Source organism: Geobacillus sp. YF-1, from assembly GCF_052692335.1.
On record NZ_CP199850.1, the window covers coordinates 2,343,553 to 2,364,946 of the forward strand.

The window sequence follows — 21,394 nt, forward strand, 5'->3', positions numbered from 1 at the left end:
GTTTTCCAACCGTCACGTCTGCCGTCACCAGCTCCGTTGTGGTCAAGTTGGCTTTAGGGGGTTCCAGCAATTCGCGAGATTTTACTCCCGCCGTTTTGCGCCCTAGTCAACGGGAGCCACCTTGCTCGACAAGGTGGGTCAGTTTGGCAATGTCATCCAACCACGAGACCGACCCGGACGATTTGCCGTTTACCCCGCGCGCGAGCGTATGGCGCGGCCGCAATGTCGAGCCGTTCGTCCCGACGCCGCCGCCGCGGCTCATGATTTCCATCACCTGCTTCCGATGCTCGGAAATGCCTTCGCGCGAGTCTTTGACAAACGGCATCACATAGCAGTTGAAATACGTCACTTCCTTGCCCGATCCTGCGCCGTACAACACGCGGCCGGCCGGCACAAAGTTCATGTTCGAGAGCTCTTGATAAAACTTTTCGAACCACTCGTGGCGCTTTTCTTCCGTTTTCTCCACAGCCGCGAGCCCGGTTGCGTTCCGCTTGGCGATTTGCTCATAGAAAATCTCGAGCGGCTTGTCGATAATGTCGAGCGACCGAACGACAATGCCGGTCTCCGCTTCTTCCCCTTCGAGCACGTGCCGGTATTCGTCCTCAATCAGCACGCGCGCTTTTTTCGTCTCCCAATCAACGTCAACGATAAACCCGAGGCCGCGGGCCGGAAACTTCGGATCTTCCTTGATCGTCAACACGACAAAATCGCCCGGCGCGAGCGTCAATTTCTCCGTGTCCTTGAACGAATACCGGTCAAGCATCACCAAACGGGATACGCCTTTATGGGTGATGTGCATATCGGGCGTAATCGGATGCACTTGCGGAAATAGGCGGATGTCCTCGTTCAGTTTGTCGATATCGATCTTCATTTTTTCGGATGACGCCACCGTCATTCTCCTATCTCTCCTCTTTTCTATAGTTTCTCATGTTTTTGCCAACGTTGCCCTGTCTTCTCTACCTTACCATACCGAACAGAAAAAAACAATATATAGTATGATTTTTTACGAAAATCATACTATATATTGTGAAGAGAACAAATCATGTCGTTTTTGTCAAGCAAAAAAAGCTAAACACGGCGAAAAGCAGAGAAAAACAGGGGAGTGCCGCCATTTTTGCCGGAAAACGAACGATTAACCACACCGCTGCTCAGCGCTTGAAGTTCCATTCATCGCTTTCATATTTCGTTCGCGCCAACGTTTCCACATATTCGCGCTCTTCGGCCGTCAGCGTATACGGCTCTAGCACGATATTCAATCCTTTTTCAAATCCTTTGTAAAACGCTTCTTTTGCTTCCTCAATCGTCACCGTCCGGCTCGTCAGTTCGTTGATGGCAACCGCCTTCTTTTTAAAATCGCGCTGCAGCCGCTCTTTCACCCGCTCGTTCGGGTATTTAAACAAACTGAACAGCAGTTCTTCGTCGAGATCAAGCAAGATCGATCCGTGCTGCAAAATGACGCCCTTTTGCCGTGTTTGCGCGCTGCCGGCGATTTTTCGCCCCTCGACGACCAGCTCGTACCATGACGGCGCGTCAAAGCAAACAGCGGAACGCGGGCTGCGCAAATCCGCTTTTTCTTCTTCCGTTTTCGGCACGGCAAAATACGCATCGAGCCCAAGGAAACGAAACCCTTCCAAAATGCCTTGGGAAATGACGCGATACGCCTCCGTCACAGTCGGCGGCATCGCCGGATGCGATTCCGAGACGATGACGCTGTAGGTCAGTTCCTTGTCATGCAAAACGCCGCGCCCGCCGGTCGGACGGCGGACAAAACCGAGGCCGTGCCGTTTCACCGCCTCTAAGTCGATCTCTTTTTCGACTTTTTGAAAATAGCCGATCGACAAGGTTGGCGGATTCCAGCCGTAAAAACGAACCGTCGGCGGAATTTTTCCTTGGCTGTGCCAATCCAAAAGCGCTTCATCCAGCGCCATATTAAACGCCGGAGGACAATCGCCTGAATCAATAAAGCGCCATACTTCTTTTGCCATCGTTCCACCTTCTCTGTCATTCCTTGCTTCCGGCCCCTTGCGTTCTTGAGAAAGAGGCGTTGGGCCGCCCCTACTAGTTTAGCAAACAACGTCAGTCAAGGAAAGAAAAATGGCATCACGAAAAGGCTTTGCTTTCTACGGGCAACTCTATATAATAGGAATAGTGGACGAAGGGAAAGGAGGCGTGAGGCGTGAAAGCGCTGCTCATCATTCTCGGGGCGATCGTCGTATATTCGCTCATCACCTATTTATGGCAGCGGAGAATCGTCAAAGCGTTGACCGAAGAAGAATTCCGCGCCGGCTACCGAAAAGCGCAACTCGTCGATGTCCGCGAGCCGGACGAATTTGCGGCTGGACATATTTTAGGAGCGCGCAACATTCCGCTCACGCAGCTGCGCATGCGCATGAAAGAACTGCGCAAAGATCAGCCGATTTATTTGTACTGCCAAAACGGGCTGCGCAGCGGGCGGGCCGCGCAAATGCTGTATCGAAAAGGATACCGCCATTTGTATCATTTAAAGGGCGGATTCAAAACATGGACGGGGAAAGTAAAGAAAAAGGCGTAGCCGCCCGTCGACAACCAAAGGGGCTCGAAAGCGACGAGCCCCTTTTCGCTCGTTTGCCTTTCCGCCGGCCTTCAAGGCCGCCCCTCGCTTTCGGTGCGGAAAAAGCGGGGGAATCAGCCTTGCTTTGCCTGCGGTGCCGGAAGCGCCGGCTCAAATTCCGGCGGCAGGACGACCGCCTCTAATACGGAAGCGGCAGCGCCAATCGCGCAGCTTTTTTCCTTCAACTCCGACGGAATGATATACGGCTCGCTTTCTTTTTTCACAAGAATGCGCCGCTTCACTTCTTGGCGCGCCGGGTCAAGCACGTGCTCCCCGGCTTGGGCGAGCGAACCGCCGATGATGACCGCTTCCGGGTTGTAGGCATACACCGTCTGCAACAACCCGATACCAAGATAGCGGCCCGCTTCCTCCAAAATGCGCGCCAGCTGCTCGTCGCTCTCGGCGGCCAGCGCCATCGCCGCGACAGAAAAACGGTCGCCGAGCCATTCGGAACGCCCTTGCTCGGCTAGCCGCCGCTCAATATATTTTTCAGAAGCGTACATCTCCCAGCAGCCGATGTTGCCGCAGCTGCAGCGGATTCCGTTTAAATCGATCGTATGATGGCCAATTTCACCAGCCAGCCCGTTTACCCCTCGATACAGTTGGTGCTGCAAAACGACGCCGGCGCCGATGCCGATGCCGGCGCTGATGTAAACAAAATGGGCAAACTCTTTGCCGGCACCAAACCATTTTTCTCCGAGCGCCGCCAGCTTCGCCTCGTTTTCGACGATAATCGGATGGTGTGGCCACCGTTTTTGCAACGCCGAAGCGAGGGCGACATCTCCCCAGCGCAAGTTGGGCGCAAAAACGACCGTCCCACTTTCGGTGTGAACCACGCCGGGCACGCCGATGCCGATGCCCATCACCCCGTACGGCGTCGCGGGCGCCCGGCGGATCGCCGCTTCAATGAGCTCGGCCATCTCACCGACGATCGCTTCCTGCCCCTCCGTCGGACGAAACGAACGGCGCTGCTCCCAAATGATTTCCGCGTTTAAGTTCGTCAACACGGCGTACAAATAGTTGACGCCAAGCTCAATGCCAACTAGCGAACCGGCATCGGCGTTAAAGCGAAGCATGAGCGGCCGGCGCCCGCCCGTTGACTCGCCGATGCCGCTTTCATGAACGAAATGCTCGGCGATCAGTTCATCCACAAGCGCGGAAACGGTCGCTTTGTTTAAACCGGTCGTTTTCGCAATATCGGCGCGCGAAATCGGATGCTTTTCGCGAATCAATTTCAAAACGAGCTGTTTATTCATTTTTTTGACGAGCGTAATGTTTCCTGTCCGCACGTATCGTCATCCTTTTTGTTTTAGTATGCTCCGCGAATGCTCGATGACGTACAGCCCTTCTTCTATCGTTTCAACGCTGACGCCATAATAGCGGATTTTTCCTTCCTGCTTCAACTTCTCTAACACCTCAAACACGGCGCCTTGCTTTAAAATGGCAAACGGCGGACAATGAATTTGGTACAGGTCAATCACCTCGCGGCCGAGCCGCTTCAAGCTCGCCTCGCAATACGCGCGCACGGACGCTTCGGAATAGTTGTCCGGGTCATGGATATCGCCGGCGCGGCAAAATTTTGTCGCGATGTAGATGCGGTCTTCCTTCCCTTTTGTCGCCTTCGCCAGCAGCTCTTCACTATGGCCGTTGCCGTACACGTCCGCCGTATCGAAAAAGTTGACGCCGCGATCAATCGCATGCGCCAACGCCCGCAGCGATTCTTGATCGTCGACTTTCCCCCACGAGCCGCCGATCGCCCATGTGCCAAAGCTGAGCTCACTGACCCGCAGATCAGTGTTCCCCAACTGCCGATACCGCATGTTCCTCTCCCCCTTTGTTCATTTCTAACCATTAGTTTATATATTAAACTAACTCTCTTGTTCTGTCAACGCCAGCGAACAAAACGGAGCTGACCCAAAAGGCGATCTCCCCTCAAGAAAGACACAACCTATCGTGTGGCAGGGAAACGGCCGGTGCTTCTATATAGCGATGAGAGAGGGTGTCCCAGTCGTTTTGGGACACCCCACTTTATGGCGGACTTGTCATCCGCGGTGAACGGTCGATTTTTCGTAGCGCAAAATCGGCTTGCGGGCCGCGGTCGTTTCATCCAATCGCTTGACCACAGTCGTATGCGGGGCTTCTTGAACGATTTCCGGATTTTCCTCCGCCTCTTTGGCAATTTGGATCATGGCGTCAATAAACGCGTCGAGCGTCTCTTTTGACTCTGTCTCCGTCGGCTCAATCATCATGCACTCTTCGACGATGAGCGGGAAGTAAATCGTCGGCGGATGGAAGCCGAAATCAAGCAGCCGCTTGGCAATATCGAGCGTTCTGACGCCGAGTTTCTTTTGCCGGCGTCCCGACAGGACGAACTCGTGCTTGCAATGGCGGTCATACGGCAAATCGTAATAGTCGGCAAGCCTCTGCATCATATAGTTGGCGTTTAACACAGCGTACTCGCTCACCGCCGTTAAGCCGTCCGGCCCCATCGAGCGGATGTACGTGTACGCCCGGACGTTGATGCCGAAATTGCCGTAAAACGGCTTGACGCGGCCGATCGACTGCGGGCGGTCGTCATCGAGATCATAGCCGTTTTCCCCTTTTTCGATGACCGGCTTCGGCAAAAACGGAATGAGGTCCGCTTTCACCCCGACCGGGCCGGAGCCTGGACCTCCGCCGCCATGCGGGCCGGTGAACGTTTTATGCAAGTTCAAATGAACGACGTCAAAGCCCATGTCCCCCGGGCGCGCCTTGCCAAGAATCGCGTTTAAATTCGCGCCGTCATAATACAGCTTGCCGCCGGCTGCGTGGACGATTTCAGCCATTTCGACGATCTGCTCTTCAAACAGCCCGAGCGTATTCGGATTCGTGAGCATAAGCGCCGCTGTATCCGGACCGACGACGCGCTTTAAGTCTTCTAAATCGACAAGTCCGTCGGCCGTCGATTGGACCGTCACCGTCTCAAAACCGGCGACCGTCGCTGACGCCGGGTTCGTGCCGTGCGCTGAATCCGGGACAATCACTTTCGTCCGGTTGAAGTCGCCGTTTGCTTCATGGTAAGCACGGATCATCATCAGCCCGGTCCACTCGCCGTGGGCGCCGGCCGCCGGCTGCAAGGTGACGGCATCCATGCCGGTGATTTCTTTTAAATGCTCTTGTAAATCATACATCAACTCAAGCGCCCCTTGCACCGTCTTTTCCGGCTGAAGCGGATGAATGTGGGCAAACCCGGCGAGGCGGGCGACGTTTTCGTTGATTTTCGGATTGTATTTCATCGTGCACGACCCGAGCGGGTAAAAGCCGGAATCAACGCCGTGGTTTCGTCTCGACAGCGCCGTGTAGTGGCGCATTAAGTCAAGCTCCGACACTTCCGGCAGCTCTGGCTCTTCGGTGCGCAAGTAGTCGGCCGGCACGAGCTCGCTGACATCGACAGCCGGCACGTCAAGCGCCGGTAGGCTGTAGGCGATGCGCCCCGGCTTGCTTCGTTCGAAAATGAGCGGTTGATCATTACGCATGGCCATCCCCCAATTCATTGACAAACCGATCGATTTCTTCTTTTGTCCGCACTTCCGTCACCGCAATCAGCATATGGCCGGAAAGTTCTGGATAGTCGCGGCCGAGGTCATAGCCGCCGATGATCCCTTTTTCGAGCAGGCGATCGTTTACATCAGACACCGGCTGACCGAGCCGGACGACGAACTCGTTGAAAAACGGGCCGGCAAACGGCGACGACAACCCGCGTTTTTCAAGCTCGCGTTTCGCGTAATGCGCCTTTTGCATATTCATCGCCGCCATTTCTTTCACGCCCCGCTTGCCAAACGCCGAGAGCGCTACGGAAGCGGCCAAGGCGTTTAACGCTTGGTTGGAGCAAATGTTCGATGTCGCCTTATCGCGGCGGATGTGCTGCTCGCGCGCTTGAAGCGTCAAGACAAACCCGCGGCGCCCGTCCTCATCGGTCGTCTGCCCGACGAGCCGCCCTGGAATTTTTCGCATGAGCGGCGCTTTGACGGCGAAATAGCCGCAATGCGGACCGCCAAACTGCGTCGGAATGCCAAACGGCTGCATGTCCCCGACGACGATGTCGGCGCCAAACGCCCCTGGCGGCGTCAGCACGCCAAGCGCCAATGGGTTGCTGGCGACAACGAATACACTTTTCTTTTCATGAACGAGCGGCTCGATCGCTTTCAGCGGCTCGATTTGACCAAAAAAGTTCGGATATTGGACGACAACGCACGCCACATCATCCCCCATTTCCGCTTCAAGCGCCTTAAGGTCGGTGATGCCGCCGTCATACGGAATTTCTTTCACCTCAAGCTTCTGACCTTTCGCATACGTGCGCACAACTTCTCGATACTGCGGATGAACGGCGGTGGAGATGAGCACTTTTTTGCGCTTCGTATGCGCGGCGCCTAGCAGCACCGCTTCGGCAAGCGCCGTGCCGCCGTCGTACATCGACGAGTTGGCGACGTCCATGCCGGTCAGCTCGCACACCATCGTCTGAAACTCAAAAATCGCCTGCAGCTCGCCTTGGGAAATTTCCGGTTGATACGGCGTATACGCCGTATAAAATTCAGAGCGCGACAGGACATGGTCGACGACAGCCGGAATGGAATGGTCGTACACCCCGGCTCCTAAAAAGGAAACATATTGTTTGATGTTGGCGTTTTTTTCCGCCAAGGCTGCAAGCTCTTTCCACAGCTCCGGCTCCGATTTGGCCGGTTTCACCTTCAGCTTGCCGCGGAAGCGAACTTGTTCTGGAATATCAGCAAACAACTCATCAATCGAGGCAACGCCGATCGTCTTCAGCATCTCCTGTTTGTCTTCTTCCGTCATCGGCAAATAACGATGGAGCACTGCGTTTTTCCCCTTTCCTTGTCGCTTTGGAATCGTCACTTAGCCCGCCTGTAAAACGGAATCGGCACGATGTTCGCTTTCAGCCGCTTGCCGCGGATGTCCACCTCCACCTCCTGGCCGATGGCGGCCACCTCCGCTTTCACCAAGGCCAAGCCGATGTTTTTCTTCAAGGTTGGTGACTGCGTGCCGGTCGTGACGAACCCGACCTCTTCGCCGTCGGCAAAGACAACGTATCCGTGGCGCGGAATGCCTCTGTCGATCATTTCAATGCCGACGAGCCGGCGCGGCGGCCCTTCCTCTTTTTGCCGTTTCAATACCGCTTGGCCGATAAACGGCGGCTCTTTTTCCGTCTTGACGGCAAAGCCGAGCCCGGCTTCAATTGGTGAAATCGCGGCGGACAGCTCTTGACCGTAAAGCGGCAAACACGCTTCAAACCGGAGCGTATCGCGCGCGCCCAATCCGCATGGAAGAACGCCGTCACGAGCTCCAGCGTCGAGGATCGCCTCCCATAGCGCGGCGGCGTCTTCGGCGCGGCAGTACAGTTCAAACCCGTCCTCGCCGGTATAGCCGGTGCGCGAAACGAGCGCCTTCACGCCCGCAACTTCGACGCCGTCAGCGAATGAAAACGGGCGCAGCGCCGTCAAGTCGAAATCGGTCAACGTTTGCAGCACGCGTTCGGCCGCCGGCCCTTGCAAAGCCAGCTGGGCCGTCTCCGCCGATACATCCTCAAGCTCGACGTCCCCCTCGGCATGCTCGCTTAGCCAAGCAAAGTCGTTTTCGGTATTGGCGGCGTTGACAACCAATAAATAGTCGTCTTCCCCTTTTTGATAGATGAGCAAATCATCGACCGTGCCGCCGTCCTCGTAGCACATAAGCGCATATTGCGCCCGGCCGGGCCGCAGTTTGGCGACGTCGTTCGTCATCAGCTTTTGCAAAAACGCGAGGCTTCCGCGGCCGCGGACGGCGATTTCCCCCATATGCGACACGTCAAACAGCCCAGCGCGCGTCCGTACGGCTTCATGCTCTTCTTTAATGCTGGAAAACTGCACCGGCATTTCCCAGCCGCCGAATTCAATCGTTTTGGCGCCATAGCGGGCATACGCCGGAAAAAGCGGCGTGCGCTTCAGCATCTCATTCCCTCCTTGTCGTCGATCGCAGAAAAAAAAGACAGACTCCACCCTTTCGATCAAAGGGGGCTCTGTCCTGGCACCTGAAAGTTTCCCGCCGGCCGGCTGGCGCGTCCGTTTCCGGTCCGCGGGGCCGATCGGTTTCCTCTTGGGTGGCCTGCGCGAACGCAGGCGCTCTCCAGAGCTGCGTCAAGCAAGAGTCTTTTTGCCTGAGAGATTCGCGTTTCCGCTTGCTCCTTCGGCGCTACATTCCGTAGTCTCTCCCCTTGCCGTCATCCGCTACGCGATATTTTTTTCCAAAACGGGCATACTAACAAACGCCCTCAGCAACAAGTCATGTGAATGTTCTAAATTTATACTACCATTAACGACAGCCCGAGGGCAATAGGAAATGATCGAACTTTATTAGGAATTGAAGTCCAAAATGTTCTCTTTTTTATTTCACATACTATCTCTTTGACTGATAAACATTCGTCATGAGGGAAGGGGATCGCCATGAATATCGATTTGGAAATGGATCAGACATGGAAGGAGGAATTTCTCGAGCGCGTGGAAAAGGACGGACCGTGGGCGAGCTGGGAAATGTACGAACTGGCGCTGGAAGCTGCCCATCATTTGATCGTTCCGGAATTTGACGGCTTGCAGGCGCCGAAACATTTGCCGCATGTAACGATTCTGCCGCACCAGCTTGAAGTGGCGCGCCGCGTCGTCGAGGAAATGAACGGCAAAGCCATTTTAGCGGATGAAGTCGGCCTTGGAAAAACGATCGAAGCCGGGCTCATCTTGAAAGAGTATATGATTCGCGGTCTTGTCAAAAAAGCGCTCATTCTCGTTCCCGCCTCCCTTGTTTCGCAATGGGTAAGAGAGCTGAACGAAAAGTTTTTCATTCCAGCCGTCCAACAGAAAAAAAGCTACGTCTGGGAGCAGTGCGACATCGTCGTATCCTCGATCGATACGGCGAAAAAGCCGCCGCACCGCGACATCATCTATGAGCAGCCATACGATATGATCATCATTGACGAGGCGCACAAACTGAAAAACAACAAAACGAAAAACTACGAGTTTGTGCAAAATTTAAAAAAGAAGTTTTGCTTGCTGCTGACGGCCACACCGATCCAAAACCGGATCGAAGAAATTTTCAACCTTGTCTCGCTCCTGAAGCCCGGCCATTTAGGCAGCGCCGAACAGTTTGCGAACACATACGGCAAAACGCGGGCGGTGCAGGCGAACGACCATTTAAAAGCGCTCGTCAACAAAGTGATGATCCGCAACCGCCGCGCCGACACGCCGATCGAATGGTCAAAGCGCCACGTCGAGCCGGTGCTGATCGAGTTTACCGATGAAGAGCGCGAGCTGTATGAGGCGGTAAAAGCGCTCCGTCATGCGTCGTTCGCCGGATCGTTTTCGCTCATCACGCTGCTTCGCGAGGCGTGCAGCAGCCGCGAGGCGTTGTTTCTCACGATCAAAAACATGATCGACAAATGCGGCGAAGCAGTTCCAGAACCGCTTGAGCGCGTTTTGGAAAAAATCAACGCCGTCACGACGAACTCCAAAGCGGAAAAAGCGCTTGAGCTCATCCGCTCGATCAATGACAAAGTCATTATTTTCACCGAATACCGGGCGACACAGCTGTATTTGCAATGGTTTTTAAAGCAGCACGGCATCTCGTCCGTCCCGTTTCGCGGCGGCTTCCGGCGCGGCAAAAAAGACTGGATGCAGGAACTGTTTAAACACCACGCCCAAGTGTTCATCGCCACCGAGGCGGGCGGCGAGGGCATCAACTTGCAATTTTGCCGCCATGTCATCAACTACGACTTGCCGTGGAACCCGATGCGCCTTGAGCAGCGAATCGGCCGCGTCCACCGCCTCGGTCAGACGGATGACGTTTACATTTACAATTTTGCCGTCAAACAGACGGTCGAAGAGCATATTTTAACGCTTCTGTACGAAAAAATCCGCTTATTTGAGCGGGTCGTCGGCGAGCTGGATGACATTTTGGCGAAGATGAACCTCACTAACCTTGAACATTACTTGGAAGACGCGATCGTCCACTCACGGAGCGAAGGGGAAATGAAAATTAAAATGGAAAACATTATAGCGATGATCGAACTGGCAGAACAGCTGCGAAGAGAAGGAGGACAACGCCATGCAGCAACATGAAATCCGCCGCTTTGTGGAACGTTACTTTACAGCCAATGGCTGCGCGCTCCTAGAAGCCAATGATGATTACCTCACCGTTCAACTGACGGCGGAAATGGACAAGGAGCTGATGAATCGACCGTTTTATTGGCATTACATCGAACGGACGGGCGGCGTCCCGCAGCCGATGCAGCTCACGCTCATCACCCGCGCCAATGAACGAACAGACAAACTGAAAGGAGAACGCCTCCATTTCGGCGCGCCCCGCTTGCATCAGCTGTTTCGCTCGGCGCAAAAACGCGGCAGCTTCATCCGCCTGTATGAGGAGCCAAACGCGCCCTTAAACGGAAACGCCGCCCTTCATCCATGGCTTGGCATGAACGTGGTGATTTCGTATGAATGCGACCGAAAAAAAGATGAGATCGTTTCGCTTGGCATCCATCTCATCAGCGGAACGATCGTCGAGTCGTTTCACGAACGGCTGCGTGAGCGGCGGCTGACGCCGAAAATTCCCGATTATTGTTTCACGATTTCTCCGCTCATTAAACCTCGAAGCGGCATCGGTCGCCTTGAACAATATATCGAGAGCCGCATCGGTGCGGACGACCACACATGGGCGGAGGAAGCGCGCCGGCGCTGGGCTGACGATTTGGCGTTGCTCGATGAATTTTACAAAGACTGTGAGGAAAAACCGGAATGCTACTATATTGAAAAAGAGGCGCTCGAAAAACAATACAAGCCGCGCATCATCGTTTCCATCGTCAACGGCGGCTTGTTTTACTTGCTGCCCCGCCAACCGTAAAAAAACGGCGCGGCTCCGCAACACGGAAAGGTGCCTCCATCTCGCGAACGACCGAACCGACGACGATCTCCTGCAGCTCCGCAACATGGAAAGACGCTTCCCGCCCCGAGCGGAGCGAAACGGCACGACTCGCCCAACCAAAATCAGTCCGCCGGCAGTCAGCCGGCGGACTTTCACCGCGCACGGCGGCGAAATAAGAGACGGAGCGAAAATGGAACCATGCCAAACAAATGGTACGAGAGCGGGGGGCGCTCTTGTTTCCGCGATTGCCGTCGCTTCCTTCGCTCCTCTTTCGGCATATCCATGTAAGCGACAAACTGTTGGGTGACAAACTTGACGTAATCGTTAACAGCCATCGAATCCCTCCCACTTCAGTTTTCCCTCCTTCTTCCTTTTTTAACCGTTCCCCTCCCTCCACTCCGTAATATTGAGCGCCGGCAGCACGACGGTGAACGTCACCGCGCGCTGAAGCCCGGATGTTGAGCGGATCGATAACACGACCCGAACGCTCGTTTTGTCTTTCCTTTCCCAGCGATAGACAACGACGCCGCGCGGATAAGCCCATTCCCCTTCTTGCCCGGCCGTCGACAACGACGCTGCCGCGATCTGCGCTTTGACATCAACGACCGCCATCTGCACCAACTCCTCCGCTTCTGCCGCCTGCCGGGCCGCCTCAGCCGCTTGCCGCTCCGCTTCATACAGAAGCAAGGCGTTCACCACAGCACACGAAAACAGCATCGCCACCACGGCGATGAACGGAAAAATGACACCTGCCTGCCGTTCCATCTTCTCCCCTCTTTTGCCGCTACGTTTTTTTCACGACCAATGTCGCCTTTCTCGCTAAAACGCGCGGGCGACAAACGCCTCCCAAACCGTTCCATCGTCAGCGACCACCGTCACGAACAAGCCGCGGGCACCGGCGCGATAAGAGACGGCGCGCACATGGCGAAGCGCCGTTTCATAACCGGCGCCGTTCACCTGGCGAATCAATTCCGCCCGCCGCGTCGCGAGCAAAAAACGGACCGTCTCACCGCTCCACTTTTGCAAATAGAAGACGTCCCCATCGACCGACCAGCGCTCTGTTTCATTCATCTCGATCCGCAGCTGCTGCAAAAACAAGCGCCACTCAAGCGGCGAAAACCCGTCAATCGCCGCCGTTCCTAGCACGCGGGCGGACAAAAGCAGCGGAACAGCGGCGGTGATCATGATCGCCACCAGCAGTGAAACCAGCGCTTCGATCAACGTAAACCCGCTTGTTCCTACCGTTTGCTGTAGCCGCAGCGCTCCCGCTCGCGGCCGACGTAATCGTTCCAGCGCACGCATACGCGCCACGTTCTCTCTCCTTCCTCCCGTCCTTGCAACCGAAACGTCGTTCGTCCGTCCACCACGACCGCTTCCCCGACAAGCGGCTGTTCATACATCGCGACCGTCAATAGCTGATCCGCCTGCTCTTCGAGAACTAGATTGCGCCGTTCGGCGGCGATCTGCACAAGAAGCGGCAGAAACCCGGCGGCGGTCAGCCCAAGCAGCGACAACGCCAGCAGCGATTCCACGAGCAAAAAGCCTTTGCTACATTTTTTGCACATAAAATCTTCCTTTCCCGAGCAAAAACGTCAGCTTATAGCTTTGCTTCACTCCTTGCACCCAAACCGTCCCTCCTCTTTCAATGTTGCCGTTGCCGGTAAAGACAAGCGGATTGCGCAGCGTCACTAGCTGAAACCGCCATGGAGACGGGAGAGAACGGGCGGCGACCTGCCGCCCGCTGGCTGCCTCGATCACCTTGTACTCCGCGCCGCGTTCCGTAAAAAAGACCGCGACCTTCATCCGATGGGCTAAGGCGTATTGCTGCGCGCTATACAAATCGGTGCGCAGCACGGCGAGCATATGGATCTCGTTTTGCTCGCGCACGACGCCGCCAAGCGCGGGAACAGCCAAACCCGTCAGCAGCAAAACGACCGTCAGCACAATCAACATTTCCAGCAGCGTGAATCCGCCGTTACGAGCCGCTCTCACTCACAGCACCATCCGCACTGATTTGCACGGCATGTCCGTTTGGACAACGGTCGGACTTAATATAACGGGCAGCGACCAGCTCCTGCACGGTCGGAACGCGGTGATACTCCATTTCATACGCCTTCACTTGCGCTTGCACGGTGTTCAAAAACGCCTCACATCCTTTCGACTGGATCATGCTGTTATGTTTGGTCATGTTCGGAATGGCAATCAAGAGCAGGACAGAAATCACCGCCATGACAATTAGCATTTCAATTAAGGTGAATCCCTTTTCTTTCATGATTCCTCCTCCTCGCCTCATTTGGAATATAGCAACGGACGGATTCTTTTGAGAAGAACGGACAGGAGACGGAACAAAACCCGTTTTTTTAGGAGAAAGAGGGGATGGCGGCGCCCGTTCCCAGCAGCCGCCAGACGCGGGAACATCGTGTCGCTTCATCGCGCACCTCGTCACCATTCACTCAACATCGAAAACATCGGCAGCAAAATCGCCAAATACAAGCCGATAATCATTGAGCCGACGACCGCCAACAGCAAAGGCTGCACCCGTTTCAACGCCGATTCCATTCGCCGTTCCATCATCTGCAGCAAAAATTCGCTGTAATGCTCGAGCTCTTTCCCCAACTCGCCGCTCGATTGGCCGTGGCGGATGACCAGCGCCAGCTCAGGCTCATAGCAGCGGGCGGCGCCGATCAGCTCATCAAGCGGCCGCCCTTGCCTCAGCCCGTCGCGCATGCGCTGCCCTTCCATCTGCAAAAACGAGGGGGACGACGGCTCGCTGAACGCATCAAGCGCATCGTAAACAGACAACCCCGCTTGCAGCAAACGCCCGAGCTGACGCGCCACAAGTTGGGTCAGGAACATTTTCAGAAAGGAGGCGAACCATGGTATGCGCAGCATCCAGTGGAGTTGACGAGATAATGGCCAGCGGCGAAGGCAAACGGCGGAAATGAGAGCGGCGAGCGCTGCCAACAAGGCGATAGCGGCCAGTGCGGTGGGGAAGTGGGCGATCACGTTCAGCAGCTGAGCGGTATGCCCGCGTTGAGCGGAAAACGAGGCGGCCGCCTGCTCAAACTGCGGCAGCAACCACCATTCAACGATCGCAAGCATGACCAGCAGCAGGAGAAAGAGGAAAAGCGGATAGCGGGTGAGGCGGCGCAGCTGCTCTTGGAAGCGCGCCTTCTGGGTCAGCATTTCCCCCGCTTCCATCAGGCCGCGCGGCAAATCGCCATTCCGCTCGGCGAACGTGAGCAGGCTGACGGCGAGGCGATCAACGGTCAGCGCCTCCATGGCGGCGGACAGCGGCAAGCCATCGCGCAGCCGCTGCAAACAACGCTCCAGCTCCAAACGGCGCGGCGCTGAAGACTGAATGGCCAAAAACTCAAGCGCTCGTGCGAGCGGATACCCCCGCTCGAGCAGCCGGCCAAGCCGAGTGAAAAACAACGCCTGCTCGGCCGGCGGCCATGCTGTTTTTCTCATCGTTCATCCCCTCCGACAAGTTCCAGCGTACGTGACGGCAAGTAGCCGAGAGCCATCCCTTTACGGACAAGGCGGGCCAGCGTGAGGTAAGCGGGGCGGCGTTTTCGGCTTTCGCTAGTGAGCGAATCGATCACCTCGCCCAACGCGGCGCCGTAGAGCAGTTCATGGATCGCGGTTCGCCGCCGGCGCCCAAGGCGGCGGCATGACAGGTGGCAGGCGTCGCCGCACAACGGACAGCGGAGCTCAACGAGGCGCTGGGCAGAAACAGCAAGCAGCGTCTCAGCCAAATCCCGAGGCGAAACGCCAAACTCGCGCAGCCGATAAACAGCGCCGACCGCATCGGCGGCGTGCATCGTGGACACGACGAAATGACCGCTCAGGGCGGAACGGACGGCGATCACCGCCGTATCTTGATCGCGGATCTCGCCGACCATCAACACGTCAGGATCGTGGCGCAGCGCCGCTTTCAACCCTGACGCGTACGTCATGCCCGCTTTTTCATTGATTTGCACTTGCAAAAACCGGTCGTTTCGTTTTTCGACAGGATCTTCAAGGGTAATCACATTGCGTTGTCTGTTGGCTTGGCACCAATCAAGGAGAGTGTACAGCGTCGTCGTTTTTCCGGAGCCGGTCGGCCCGGTCAGCAAGACGAGTCCTTGCGGTTGCTGCATCAAAGAAATCAATCGCGCGGTGGAATGCGAAAATAAGGAAAGTTCGCGAAGCGGCAGCGAAAAACGCTGCGGCAGCAGGCGGATGACGAGGCTTTCATCGTAGAGGGTCGGGAGCGTGGATAAGCGCAAATACACCGTTTCCCCCTGTTCATTCACTTCCATGGCGCCGCTTTGCGGCCGGCGTCGCTCCCCGATATCCATACCGGCCAAAAACTTAAAGTGAACGATGATCCGTTCCGCTGTCTCCTTTGTCAGCGTGCCAATCTCCGTCAGCCTACCGTCAAGGCGGAGGCGAACGACGACATCGTAACGGCGCGGGACAAGATGGAGGTCTGAAGCGCGGCGCCGCACGGCCTCAGCAAGGAGACGGCTAGCGATCTGTTCAATCGGCTCCAGTGCACCATTCCTCCTTTCGATTTCGGATGTTGGTTTATTTCGACAAGAATCAACCGTTTTCCTGCTAAGAATGAAAAATTTTTTGTGAACGTTTTTTGACATTTCCTTGGCCAGCTCCAAACCGTGACAAAAATCATTTTGCGCCTTGGACCATTTCATTATCATAACTGTATCAATGCTTTATTTAGGAGGGATCGCCGTTGGAACCAACGCTGAAAATGACAAGCGTGCTCTCTGACCCGACGAGGTTTCATATTTACGAATATATGGCCACCATCCGGCGCGACGTCTCGGTGCAAGAAATCGCCGATCAATTTCGCATTCATCCGAACGTCGCTCGTCTTCACTTAACAAAACTGGAAGATGTGAACCTCATCGTCTCAAACACGCAAAAAACGGGAAAAGGAGGACGGCCCAGCCGATGGTATCGGCTGTCGGATGAAGTGATCAGCTTATGTTTTCCGTTCCGCGATTACCAGCTCCTCGCCCACATCGCCGTTCAAACGCTGGTCGGGCTTGGGCCAAGCGGACAGAAAGTTCTGCGGGAAGCAGGAAAGGAGTTCGGACGCGAGTACATCGCCAACCGCGTAGCGCATAGCGACACTATCGCGGCGCTCCGTTCGGAAGAAAAGATTCGCCTTCTGACAGAAGCGGCCGGATTTCTCCCTCGAGCCCGCCGTGAAGTCAAGGACACAGCCATGTCTTTCGAGTTTTGCAACTGCCCGTTCAAAGAAATCGCCGAAAAACAGCCGGAGACGGTTTGCGGCATGCACCACGCCTTTCTTGAGGGAATGGCTGAGGCGCTGTTTGCCGATGCCCGCCTCATTGAAACGGAAAACATGATGAAAGGTAGCCGCTGCTGCTGTTATCGCCTCACCATCCGCCCGTAGCAGCCTGCTTCGTTCCACCCGCGCTGGGCGGCGAACAGCAATTTTTGCGCCGGCGCCGGAACGCGTTATTTACATTCCGAATCATTGTACATTATAATAAGTAAGGTGGGATTGTCTAGCAAAGGAGGGAGACCGAATGGACCGCATGTTCCGCGTGCTTGCCTTTTGGACCGGCATTTTCGCCGTCATGTTTTACCTTGGCCACATGCATACGACATCGCTCCTGTTTTTTGGCCAAACGATATTTTTCTTGTTCCTCGGCTTTTTAAAACTGACCGAGAGAATGTACATTTACATTTTCGGCGCGTATTTGACGATTTTCTTCGCCGCGTTTACGTATTGGACGACCTTTATGATGGTGCCCGGCATGGGCGAATAAAAACGCGACAGGCGATGTGAGCGGAATCCCCCTGCTAGCGGACAGAACTGAATCGGTCCGCTACCACGGGGATTTTTTACTGAAAAAAATACCGCTGTGCTTTCCGGGAACGAGGAAAACGATGATGAAAAAACCGCTGAAATGGCTGAGGACATAAAAGCGCCTTTACAAAGGCGCCTTTGGAGAAGAATGAGTTAGGCAAGAACCGGCTTCTATAGAAGTTGCAATAAAGAAGTTCCGATTTTTCGTTTGATAGCGATCGATCCAGCCCCTGTTCTGCCGATCCGCCTCCCCATGCTCTTGTCAAGCGAGAAACTCCGGAGCCGCCCAAAGTTCTGAGCTGGGCAGCTTGATGCCTTTCTGCATCATGAGCACATCGAAAAAGCGGCTGATTCCGTCATCGGCGATCAGCGAGCGCATGACCCGATGCCGCCGAGTCGACGACGAAAACAACCCGGCCCCTTCCGAACGACCCCATTCGTCCAACAACCCGACCGTTACTAAAAACCGATCTTGGCGGACGAACGCCACTTCTTCCCAACCGGCCTTCCGAGCGTATAAGCGGAGCGCATCCCAATGCACGTGGGACGTCAAATCCATCTCCCCGGGATGGCGGAGCGGATCGGGGACCAACCGGTGCCGAACATAACCGCGCAAGCTCCCTCCCCGCCGGGCCGGAGCACGAAGCTGTTCATCCGTCCATCCGTAATCGATGGCCACCATGGCCGCGCGGCGAAAGCGCGGGCCGACTTCCGCCCAAAACTGTTTCAACGCGAGCGGCACTTCAAAGCGCTGGCCTTCAGCCAAGGAGAAGCCGCGCTCCTGCAAGTCCTCGATGATCGCCGCATCGTCGAGCGGCACCGTTTCCTCGACAAGTCGACCGTCGCGGGCGGCGACGAAACACTCGTACAAAACCCCGTTCCGCTTTTCAATGACCCGGACAGGAAACGCATCGAAAAACTCATTGCAAAACACGATGCCGGAAAACGGCCCACACGCGTCGAGCCAGCCGGCCATATCGCGGTATTGCCGCACGCGGTCCGAAAGCGGCTGCAACGTTTCCTGCTGTCGCCGGCGATGGAACGGGCTTCGGTCGATGATCGTGTACGAAAGGTCTTTGTATGTAGCTGGACTTTTTCGTTTCCATGCTTGCAAAATGGCCAAGGCCAACCGTCCATCGCCTCCCCCCCATTCACAAACGGCTGGCGGCAGCCCCCCTTTCTCGACAAGCCGCAGCAAAAACGAAGCGATCGCCTCCCCGAACACGGACGCAAACGAGCTGTTCGTCAAAAAATCGCCCTCCCTGCCGATTTTCGTCCGCTCGCGCATGTAGTAGCCAAACCGTTCGTCATAAAGAGCCAACTCCATATAATCCGCATACGAAACGCGCCCATGAGGCGCCGCGGCAATTTCCTTATACAGCTCATTCATTTCCTTTTCCTTCCTTTTCGGTTGCTGTTTTCCCTATTGACATCGTAAAAACAATGGTATATCGTTTATAGTAGCAGCTTATTGATATCCCCTCCCATAATTGTGGGTAGAACATCCCCCAAAACCCTTCTTGGCGCAGCCGGGAAGGGTTTTTTGTCTTGAGGAGCAAGGCGGCCGCTAGTTTCCACCGACGGTCACCTCTTTCCACCGCCAGCCCCGAACGAATGAGGGGAGGGAAGCACGCCGGCAGCCGGCGGCAACGCGCCGACGAACACGCTCCCGCTTTCCCGCGAGCCGGGAGAATCGCTGGATGCGGTCATGAAAAACCGTGCAAAAACGGATTCGTATCCATTTCCGCGCCAATCGTCGTCTCAGGCCCGTGCCCCGACAAAACGACCGTCTCCTCCGGCAGCGTCAGCAATTGATCATGGATGCTTTTGAGCAGCTGCTGATGATCGCCGCCCGGCAAATCGGTGCGACCAATGCTCCCGGCAAACAGCGCATCGCCGGAAAAAACGATTTGCGCCGCCGGGCAATAGTACGAAACACTGCCTGGCGAATGGCCGGGCGTTTCGCGGACGTCAAAGGCAAACGGACCGATCGTTAGCGGCAGCGGCCCTTGCAAGCTGATCGGCGCGCAGCGGACCGCGATCGAGCTCCCGAAATAAAGGGAGCCGTTCAACGCTGGATCGGGCAGCCATTCCGTTTCATTTTTGTGGACATAGACGGGAATCTCCCAACGAGCGAGCACGTCCGGGATGCCGCCGATATGGTCAAAATGGGCATGCGTCAGCAAAACCGCCAGCGGAGTGAGCTGTCTTGCTTCGATGTGCCGAACGAGCGCCGCCCCTTCCGCTCCCGGATCCACAATGACGCACGAACCGTCTTCCGCCGTCAAAAGATACGCATTCGCCTGAATCGGGCCGACAGGAATGCGCGTCCACTTCATCGTCGTCCCCTCCTCGTTTCGCATGAATGAATGGCCAATTTCAATGATGGTTCACCTCGTTGATCCATCGGGCTTGATTGGAGCGATGGTATGCATGTTTTAGCTTTATTTTACTCGTTTTTTCCGCCCAAGCAAAGGAAAAAATAAAGGGGAATGGACCTCGACAAACGAAGGAAAAAAGGCTACAATAATGGAGAAGAAAAGCGTTTGTACATACTGTGCCATAAGGGGGGAAACAGATGGGTACGGTCATTATTTTCGCGCTTGTAACGCTTTTGGCTATTTATGGATTATTCCGCACATTGCGCGAAAAAAATGTACTTGGATTGTTGTTTAGCCTTGCGACTATCGCTGTATTCGGTTGGTTTACGTACAAAACGATCGTCCATCACGGAATTCCGACAGGGATGCACTGAAACGCAAGAGGCCCGGATCGCCTCTTGCGTTTTTTATGCCATTTGAAGCAGCGCGCTAAACAGTCCGAGGCTGTCGCGGTAAATCTCGTCAAATTGCGACAGCGGCAGCGGGTTGGTTCCCTCGCCGAGTTCCACCGTATAGCCGCGCCGCCGCCGCGTTTGAATGAACCAATCGCGATAACCGGCATGGCTGTCAATGTAGCGAACCGCTTGATAGCCGCTCGCGGCCGCCATCTCCTTCACGGTCGCTTCCGCTTCCGGCGGCTCGAGCCCTTCATATCCCCAGTAAATCTCCTTCCCTTGGGTATGAAACGCCACCACCATCCAAAAATCTTCTGCTTCCGTCAGCGCCGCCATCGCTTTCGCTTCCGGCTCAGTCAGCGGGGCAAACCCGGGAAAATCGCGAGGCGCCGGCGCTTTTGGCAGTTTGCGCGCCTGCTCAATTTCCCAGTTGGCGGGAAATTGGTTATTTAAGTCGACGCCGCGGATATTCGCTTTCCATTGCGAAAAATCCAATGTCCCCCCGTTGATGCGGACGGTCTCACTCCGATGCGGTTCCTCGGCCGGCGGACCGTTCAAGACGAGGTTGACCCCGTCCGGGTTGACCATCGGCACGACTGAAAGCGTGATCTTATGATAATAGTCAAGCGCGCGGCGGCCGGCAAGCTCACCATCGTGAACAAGCGCCCGCACGTACTCATCGATAAGCGCCATCACCACCGCGGATGTAATCCATTCATTGGCGTGAAATGATCCGTTTACATGCACGCGCACCGGACCGCGGCCGATCTGCAGCTCCACCAACGGCAACCCCAATACACTATGGCCGATCGTTCGCCGGCGCACAAACGGATAATGGCCAACGAGCGCGTCGATATCTTCGGTCAAGGCGGCAAAATCGTAGGGACGGATGCACTGGACGACCCGGGTCGATATTCGCTCCGGCAGCGGCGCTGCCCCATTGATGACCGCCATCGCTCCCGGCAGCCGTTGCAGCGCCTCAACAGGCAGCGACAAGCAGCGGGCGAGCGCGTCCCACTTCTCCATTGTCCGATAGCCCGGGATTTCGACCGTCTGCCCTAGCTGAAGCCCCTGCTTCTTGATGTGCGGATTGGCGTCAACGATCAGCTCAGTCGGCACCGAAAACCAGCGGCCGTATTGCTCAAATGTGTCGCCATACCATGCTTCTAGGCGCATGCCCCGTCTCCCCTTCCGACTCCTTTATTTCCAGCATATGTCGGTGGGAGCCAAAAAATGA

General features: G+C 55.7%; 22 protein-coding genes, 2 pseudogenes and 1 riboswitch. Of the genes and pseudogenes, 6 read left to right on the forward strand and 18 right to left on the reverse strand.

The features are described 5' to 3' along the window. Nucleotides 1-109 precede the first annotated feature (109 nt). Together ACTVIM_RS11630 and ACTVIM_RS11635 are read right to left on the reverse strand one after the other, a co-directional pair. Nucleotides 110-895 (reverse strand): annotated as a pseudogene (locus tag ACTVIM_RS11630) (ribonucleotide reductase N-terminal alpha domain-containing protein); the annotation flags it as partial. A gap of 253 nt (nucleotides 896-1,148) precedes the next feature. Continuing rightward, nucleotides 1,149-1,985, reverse strand: a complete 837-nt coding sequence (locus ACTVIM_RS11635) for a lipoate--protein ligase family protein (protein WP_445612691.1) — start codon at nucleotides 1,983-1,985, stop codon at nucleotides 1,149-1,151. Between the two features lie 191 nt (nucleotides 1,986-2,176). Between ACTVIM_RS11635 and ACTVIM_RS11640 the strand changes: the two genes are divergently transcribed. Then, nucleotides 2,177-2,551 (forward strand): rhodanese-like domain-containing protein, encoded by a 375-nt coding sequence (locus ACTVIM_RS11640; protein WP_061912159.1) that lies wholly within the window; start codon nucleotides 2,177-2,179, stop codon nucleotides 2,549-2,551. Between the two features lie 113 nt (nucleotides 2,552-2,664). On the opposite strand, the gene ACTVIM_RS11645 is transcribed toward ACTVIM_RS11640, so the two are convergent. From ACTVIM_RS11645 to gcvT, 5 genes and pseudogenes are all read right to left on the reverse strand, one after another. Further along, nucleotides 2,665-3,879 (reverse strand): ROK family transcriptional regulator, encoded by a 1,215-nt coding sequence (locus tag ACTVIM_RS11645; RefSeq protein WP_033019005.1) that lies wholly within the window; start codon nucleotides 3,877-3,879, stop codon nucleotides 2,665-2,667. Nucleotides 3,880-3,918: 39 nt separating this feature from the next. Next, nucleotides 3,919-4,410, reverse strand: a pseudogene (locus tag ACTVIM_RS11650) (aldo/keto reductase); the annotation flags it as partial. A 222-nt stretch (nucleotides 4,411-4,632) separates the two neighbouring features. Continuing rightward, nucleotides 4,633-6,105: an aminomethyl-transferring glycine dehydrogenase subunit GcvPB gene (gene gcvPB, locus ACTVIM_RS11655; RefSeq protein ID WP_445612692.1), complete on the reverse strand. Its 1,473-nt coding sequence runs from the start codon at nucleotides 6,103-6,105 to the stop codon at nucleotides 4,633-4,635. Then, entirely contained in the window at nucleotides 6,098-7,444 is a 1,347-nt protein-coding gene (gcvPA, locus tag ACTVIM_RS11660) for an aminomethyl-transferring glycine dehydrogenase subunit GcvPA (protein ID WP_445614353.1), read from the reverse strand. Before gcvPA ends, gcvPB begins: the two co-directional genes overlap by 8 nt. 35 nt (nucleotides 7,445-7,479) lie before the next feature. Then, nucleotides 7,480-8,574 (reverse strand): glycine cleavage system aminomethyltransferase GcvT, encoded by a 1,095-nt coding sequence (gene gcvT / locus ACTVIM_RS11665; protein WP_445612693.1) that lies wholly within the window; start codon nucleotides 8,572-8,574, stop codon nucleotides 7,480-7,482. Between the two features lie 184 nt (nucleotides 8,575-8,758). Beyond that, nucleotides 8,759-8,847, reverse strand: a riboswitch (glycine riboswitch). Between the two features lie 219 nt (nucleotides 8,848-9,066). On the opposite strand from gcvT, the gene ACTVIM_RS11670 reads away from it, so the two are divergent. Next, nucleotides 9,067-10,731 (forward strand): SNF2-related protein, encoded by a 1,665-nt coding sequence (locus tag ACTVIM_RS11670; RefSeq protein WP_033844173.1) that lies wholly within the window; start codon nucleotides 9,067-9,069, stop codon nucleotides 10,729-10,731. Further along, nucleotides 10,718-11,512 (forward strand): YqhG family protein, encoded by a 795-nt coding sequence (locus tag ACTVIM_RS11675; protein WP_144975402.1) that lies wholly within the window; start codon nucleotides 10,718-10,720, stop codon nucleotides 11,510-11,512. The genes ACTVIM_RS11670 and ACTVIM_RS11675 overlap by 14 nt, the downstream gene beginning before the upstream one ends. A gap of 173 nt (nucleotides 11,513-11,685) precedes the next feature. Here the strand turns inward: ACTVIM_RS11675 and ACTVIM_RS11680 are convergent, their stop codons facing one another. The 8 genes from ACTVIM_RS11680 to comGA form a co-directional block, all read right to left on the reverse strand. After that, on the reverse strand, nucleotides 11,686-11,868 hold the full coding sequence (locus ACTVIM_RS11680) for a YqzE family protein (RefSeq protein WP_144975404.1): 183 nt from the start codon (nucleotides 11,866-11,868) through the stop codon (nucleotides 11,686-11,688). 40 nt (nucleotides 11,869-11,908) lie between these two features. Further along, nucleotides 11,909-12,298, reverse strand: a complete 390-nt coding sequence (comGG, locus tag ACTVIM_RS11685) for a competence type IV pilus minor pilin ComGG (protein WP_445612694.1) — start codon at nucleotides 12,296-12,298, stop codon at nucleotides 11,909-11,911. A gap of 54 nt (nucleotides 12,299-12,352) precedes the next feature. Next, nucleotides 12,353-12,835 carry a competence type IV pilus minor pilin ComGF gene (comGF, locus tag ACTVIM_RS11690; protein ID WP_445614354.1) on the reverse strand — a complete coding sequence of 161 codons (483 nt, stop codon included), beginning with the start codon at nucleotides 12,833-12,835 and terminating at the stop codon, nucleotides 12,353-12,355. Beyond that, nucleotides 12,772-13,098, reverse strand: coding sequence for a hypothetical protein (locus ACTVIM_RS11695; protein ID WP_033018997.1), 327 nt, complete (start codon nucleotides 13,096-13,098; stop codon nucleotides 12,772-12,774). The genes comGF and ACTVIM_RS11695 overlap by 64 nt, the downstream gene beginning before the upstream one ends. Further along, the gene (gene comGD / locus ACTVIM_RS11700; protein WP_033018996.1) at nucleotides 13,082-13,525 is read right to left on the reverse strand and encodes a competence type IV pilus minor pilin ComGD; all 444 of its coding nucleotides are present in this window, start codon (nucleotides 13,523-13,525) and stop codon (nucleotides 13,082-13,084) included. Before comGD ends, ACTVIM_RS11695 begins: the two co-directional genes overlap by 17 nt. Next, on the reverse strand, nucleotides 13,509-13,805 hold the full coding sequence (comGC, locus tag ACTVIM_RS11705; protein WP_033018995.1) for a competence type IV pilus major pilin ComGC: 297 nt from the start codon (nucleotides 13,803-13,805) through the stop codon (nucleotides 13,509-13,511). Before comGC ends, comGD begins: the two co-directional genes overlap by 17 nt. A 170-nt stretch (nucleotides 13,806-13,975) precedes the next feature. Next, nucleotides 13,976-15,004: a competence type IV pilus assembly protein ComGB gene (gene comGB, locus ACTVIM_RS11710; protein ID WP_445612695.1), complete on the reverse strand. Its 1,029-nt coding sequence runs from the start codon at nucleotides 15,002-15,004 to the stop codon at nucleotides 13,976-13,978. Beyond that, nucleotides 15,001-16,071 carry a competence type IV pilus ATPase ComGA gene (comGA, locus tag ACTVIM_RS11715; RefSeq protein ID WP_033844961.1) on the reverse strand — a complete coding sequence of 357 codons (1,071 nt, stop codon included), beginning with the start codon at nucleotides 16,069-16,071 and terminating at the stop codon, nucleotides 15,001-15,003. Before comGA ends, comGB begins: the two co-directional genes overlap by 4 nt. Nucleotides 16,072-16,271: 200 nt before the next feature. Between comGA and ACTVIM_RS11720 the strand changes: the two genes are divergently transcribed. Next, nucleotides 16,272-16,961, forward strand: coding sequence for a helix-turn-helix transcriptional regulator (locus tag ACTVIM_RS11720; RefSeq protein ID WP_445612696.1), 690 nt, complete (start codon nucleotides 16,272-16,274; stop codon nucleotides 16,959-16,961). 136 nt (nucleotides 16,962-17,097) lie between these two features. Continuing rightward, nucleotides 17,098-17,340: a DUF2626 family protein gene (locus ACTVIM_RS11725; protein ID WP_033018986.1), complete on the forward strand. Its 243-nt coding sequence runs from the start codon at nucleotides 17,098-17,100 to the stop codon at nucleotides 17,338-17,340. Nucleotides 17,341-17,643: 303 nt separating this feature from the next. Here the strand turns inward: ACTVIM_RS11725 and ACTVIM_RS11730 are convergent, their stop codons facing one another. Both ACTVIM_RS11730 and ACTVIM_RS11735 read right to left on the reverse strand, forming a co-directional pair. Further along, complete coding sequence (locus tag ACTVIM_RS11730; RefSeq protein ID WP_445612697.1) at nucleotides 17,644-18,771, reverse strand: class I SAM-dependent methyltransferase; 1,128 nt, start codon at nucleotides 18,769-18,771, stop codon at nucleotides 17,644-17,646. Nucleotides 18,772-19,087: 316 nt separating this feature from the next. Next, nucleotides 19,088-19,720 carry an MBL fold metallo-hydrolase gene (locus tag ACTVIM_RS11735; protein WP_445612698.1) on the reverse strand — a complete coding sequence of 211 codons (633 nt, stop codon included), beginning with the start codon at nucleotides 19,718-19,720 and terminating at the stop codon, nucleotides 19,088-19,090. Between the two features lie 239 nt (nucleotides 19,721-19,959). On the opposite strand from ACTVIM_RS11735, the gene ACTVIM_RS11740 reads away from it, so the two are divergent. Beyond that, nucleotides 19,960-20,136 (forward strand): DUF2759 domain-containing protein, encoded by a 177-nt coding sequence (locus ACTVIM_RS11740; RefSeq protein WP_033018983.1) that lies wholly within the window; start codon nucleotides 19,960-19,962, stop codon nucleotides 20,134-20,136. Nucleotides 20,137-20,169: 33 nt separating this feature from the next. On the opposite strand, the gene ACTVIM_RS11745 is transcribed toward ACTVIM_RS11740, so the two are convergent. Beyond that, the gene (locus ACTVIM_RS11745; protein WP_445612699.1) at nucleotides 20,170-21,333 is read right to left on the reverse strand and encodes a M14 family metallopeptidase; all 1,164 of its coding nucleotides are present in this window, start codon (nucleotides 21,331-21,333) and stop codon (nucleotides 20,170-20,172) included. Between the last annotated feature and the right edge of the window lie 61 nt (nucleotides 21,334-21,394).

What these genes read in the sequence shown, in the direction of transcription:
- ACTVIM_RS11635 (WP_445612691.1), bottom strand. Translation starts at nt 1,985, where the DNA reads ATGGCAAAAGAAGTATGGCGCTTTATTGATTCAGGCGATTGTCCTCCG.
- gcvPB (WP_445612692.1), bottom strand. Translation starts at nt 6,105, where the DNA reads ATGCGTAATGATCAACCGCTCATTTTCGAACGAAGCAAGCCGGGGCGC.
- gcvT (WP_445612693.1), bottom strand. Translation starts at nt 8,574, where the DNA reads ATGCTGAAGCGCACGCCGCTTTTTCCGGCGTATGCCCGCTATGGCGCC.
- ACTVIM_RS11670 (WP_033844173.1), top strand. Translation starts at nt 9,067, where the DNA reads ATGAATATCGATTTGGAAATGGATCAGACATGGAAGGAGGAATTTCTC.
- ACTVIM_RS11675 (WP_144975402.1), top strand. Translation starts at nt 10,718, where the DNA reads ATGCAGCAACATGAAATCCGCCGCTTTGTGGAACGTTACTTTACAGCC.
- ACTVIM_RS11680 (WP_144975404.1), bottom strand. Translation starts at nt 11,868, where the DNA reads ATGGCTGTTAACGATTACGTCAAGTTTGTCACCCAACAGTTTGTCGCT.
- comGG (WP_445612694.1), bottom strand. Translation starts at nt 12,298, where the DNA reads ATGGAACGGCAGGCAGGTGTCATTTTTCCGTTCATCGCCGTGGTGGCG.
- comGF (WP_445614354.1), bottom strand. Translation starts at nt 12,835, where the DNA reads ATGCGTGCGCTGGAACGATTACGTCGGCCGCGAGCGGGAGCGCTGCGG.
- ACTVIM_RS11695 (WP_033018997.1), bottom strand. Translation starts at nt 13,098, where the DNA reads ATGTGCAAAAAATGTAGCAAAGGCTTTTTGCTCGTGGAATCGCTGCTG.
- comGC (WP_033018995.1), bottom strand. Translation starts at nt 13,805, where the DNA reads ATGAAAGAAAAGGGATTCACCTTAATTGAAATGCTAATTGTCATGGCG.
- comGB (WP_445612695.1), bottom strand. Translation starts at nt 15,004, where the DNA reads ATGAGAAAAACAGCATGGCCGCCGGCCGAGCAGGCGTTGTTTTTCACT.
- ACTVIM_RS11725 (WP_033018986.1), top strand. Translation starts at nt 17,098, where the DNA reads ATGGACCGCATGTTCCGCGTGCTTGCCTTTTGGACCGGCATTTTCGCC.
- ACTVIM_RS11730 (WP_445612697.1), bottom strand. Translation starts at nt 18,771, where the DNA reads ATGAATGAGCTGTATAAGGAAATTGCCGCGGCGCCTCATGGGCGCGTT.
- ACTVIM_RS11735 (WP_445612698.1), bottom strand. Translation starts at nt 19,720, where the DNA reads ATGAAGTGGACGCGCATTCCTGTCGGCCCGATTCAGGCGAATGCGTAT.
- ACTVIM_RS11740 (WP_033018983.1), top strand. Translation starts at nt 19,960, where the DNA reads ATGGGTACGGTCATTATTTTCGCGCTTGTAACGCTTTTGGCTATTTAT.
- ACTVIM_RS11745 (WP_445612699.1), bottom strand. Translation starts at nt 21,333, where the DNA reads ATGCGCCTAGAAGCATGGTATGGCGACACATTTGAGCAATACGGCCGC.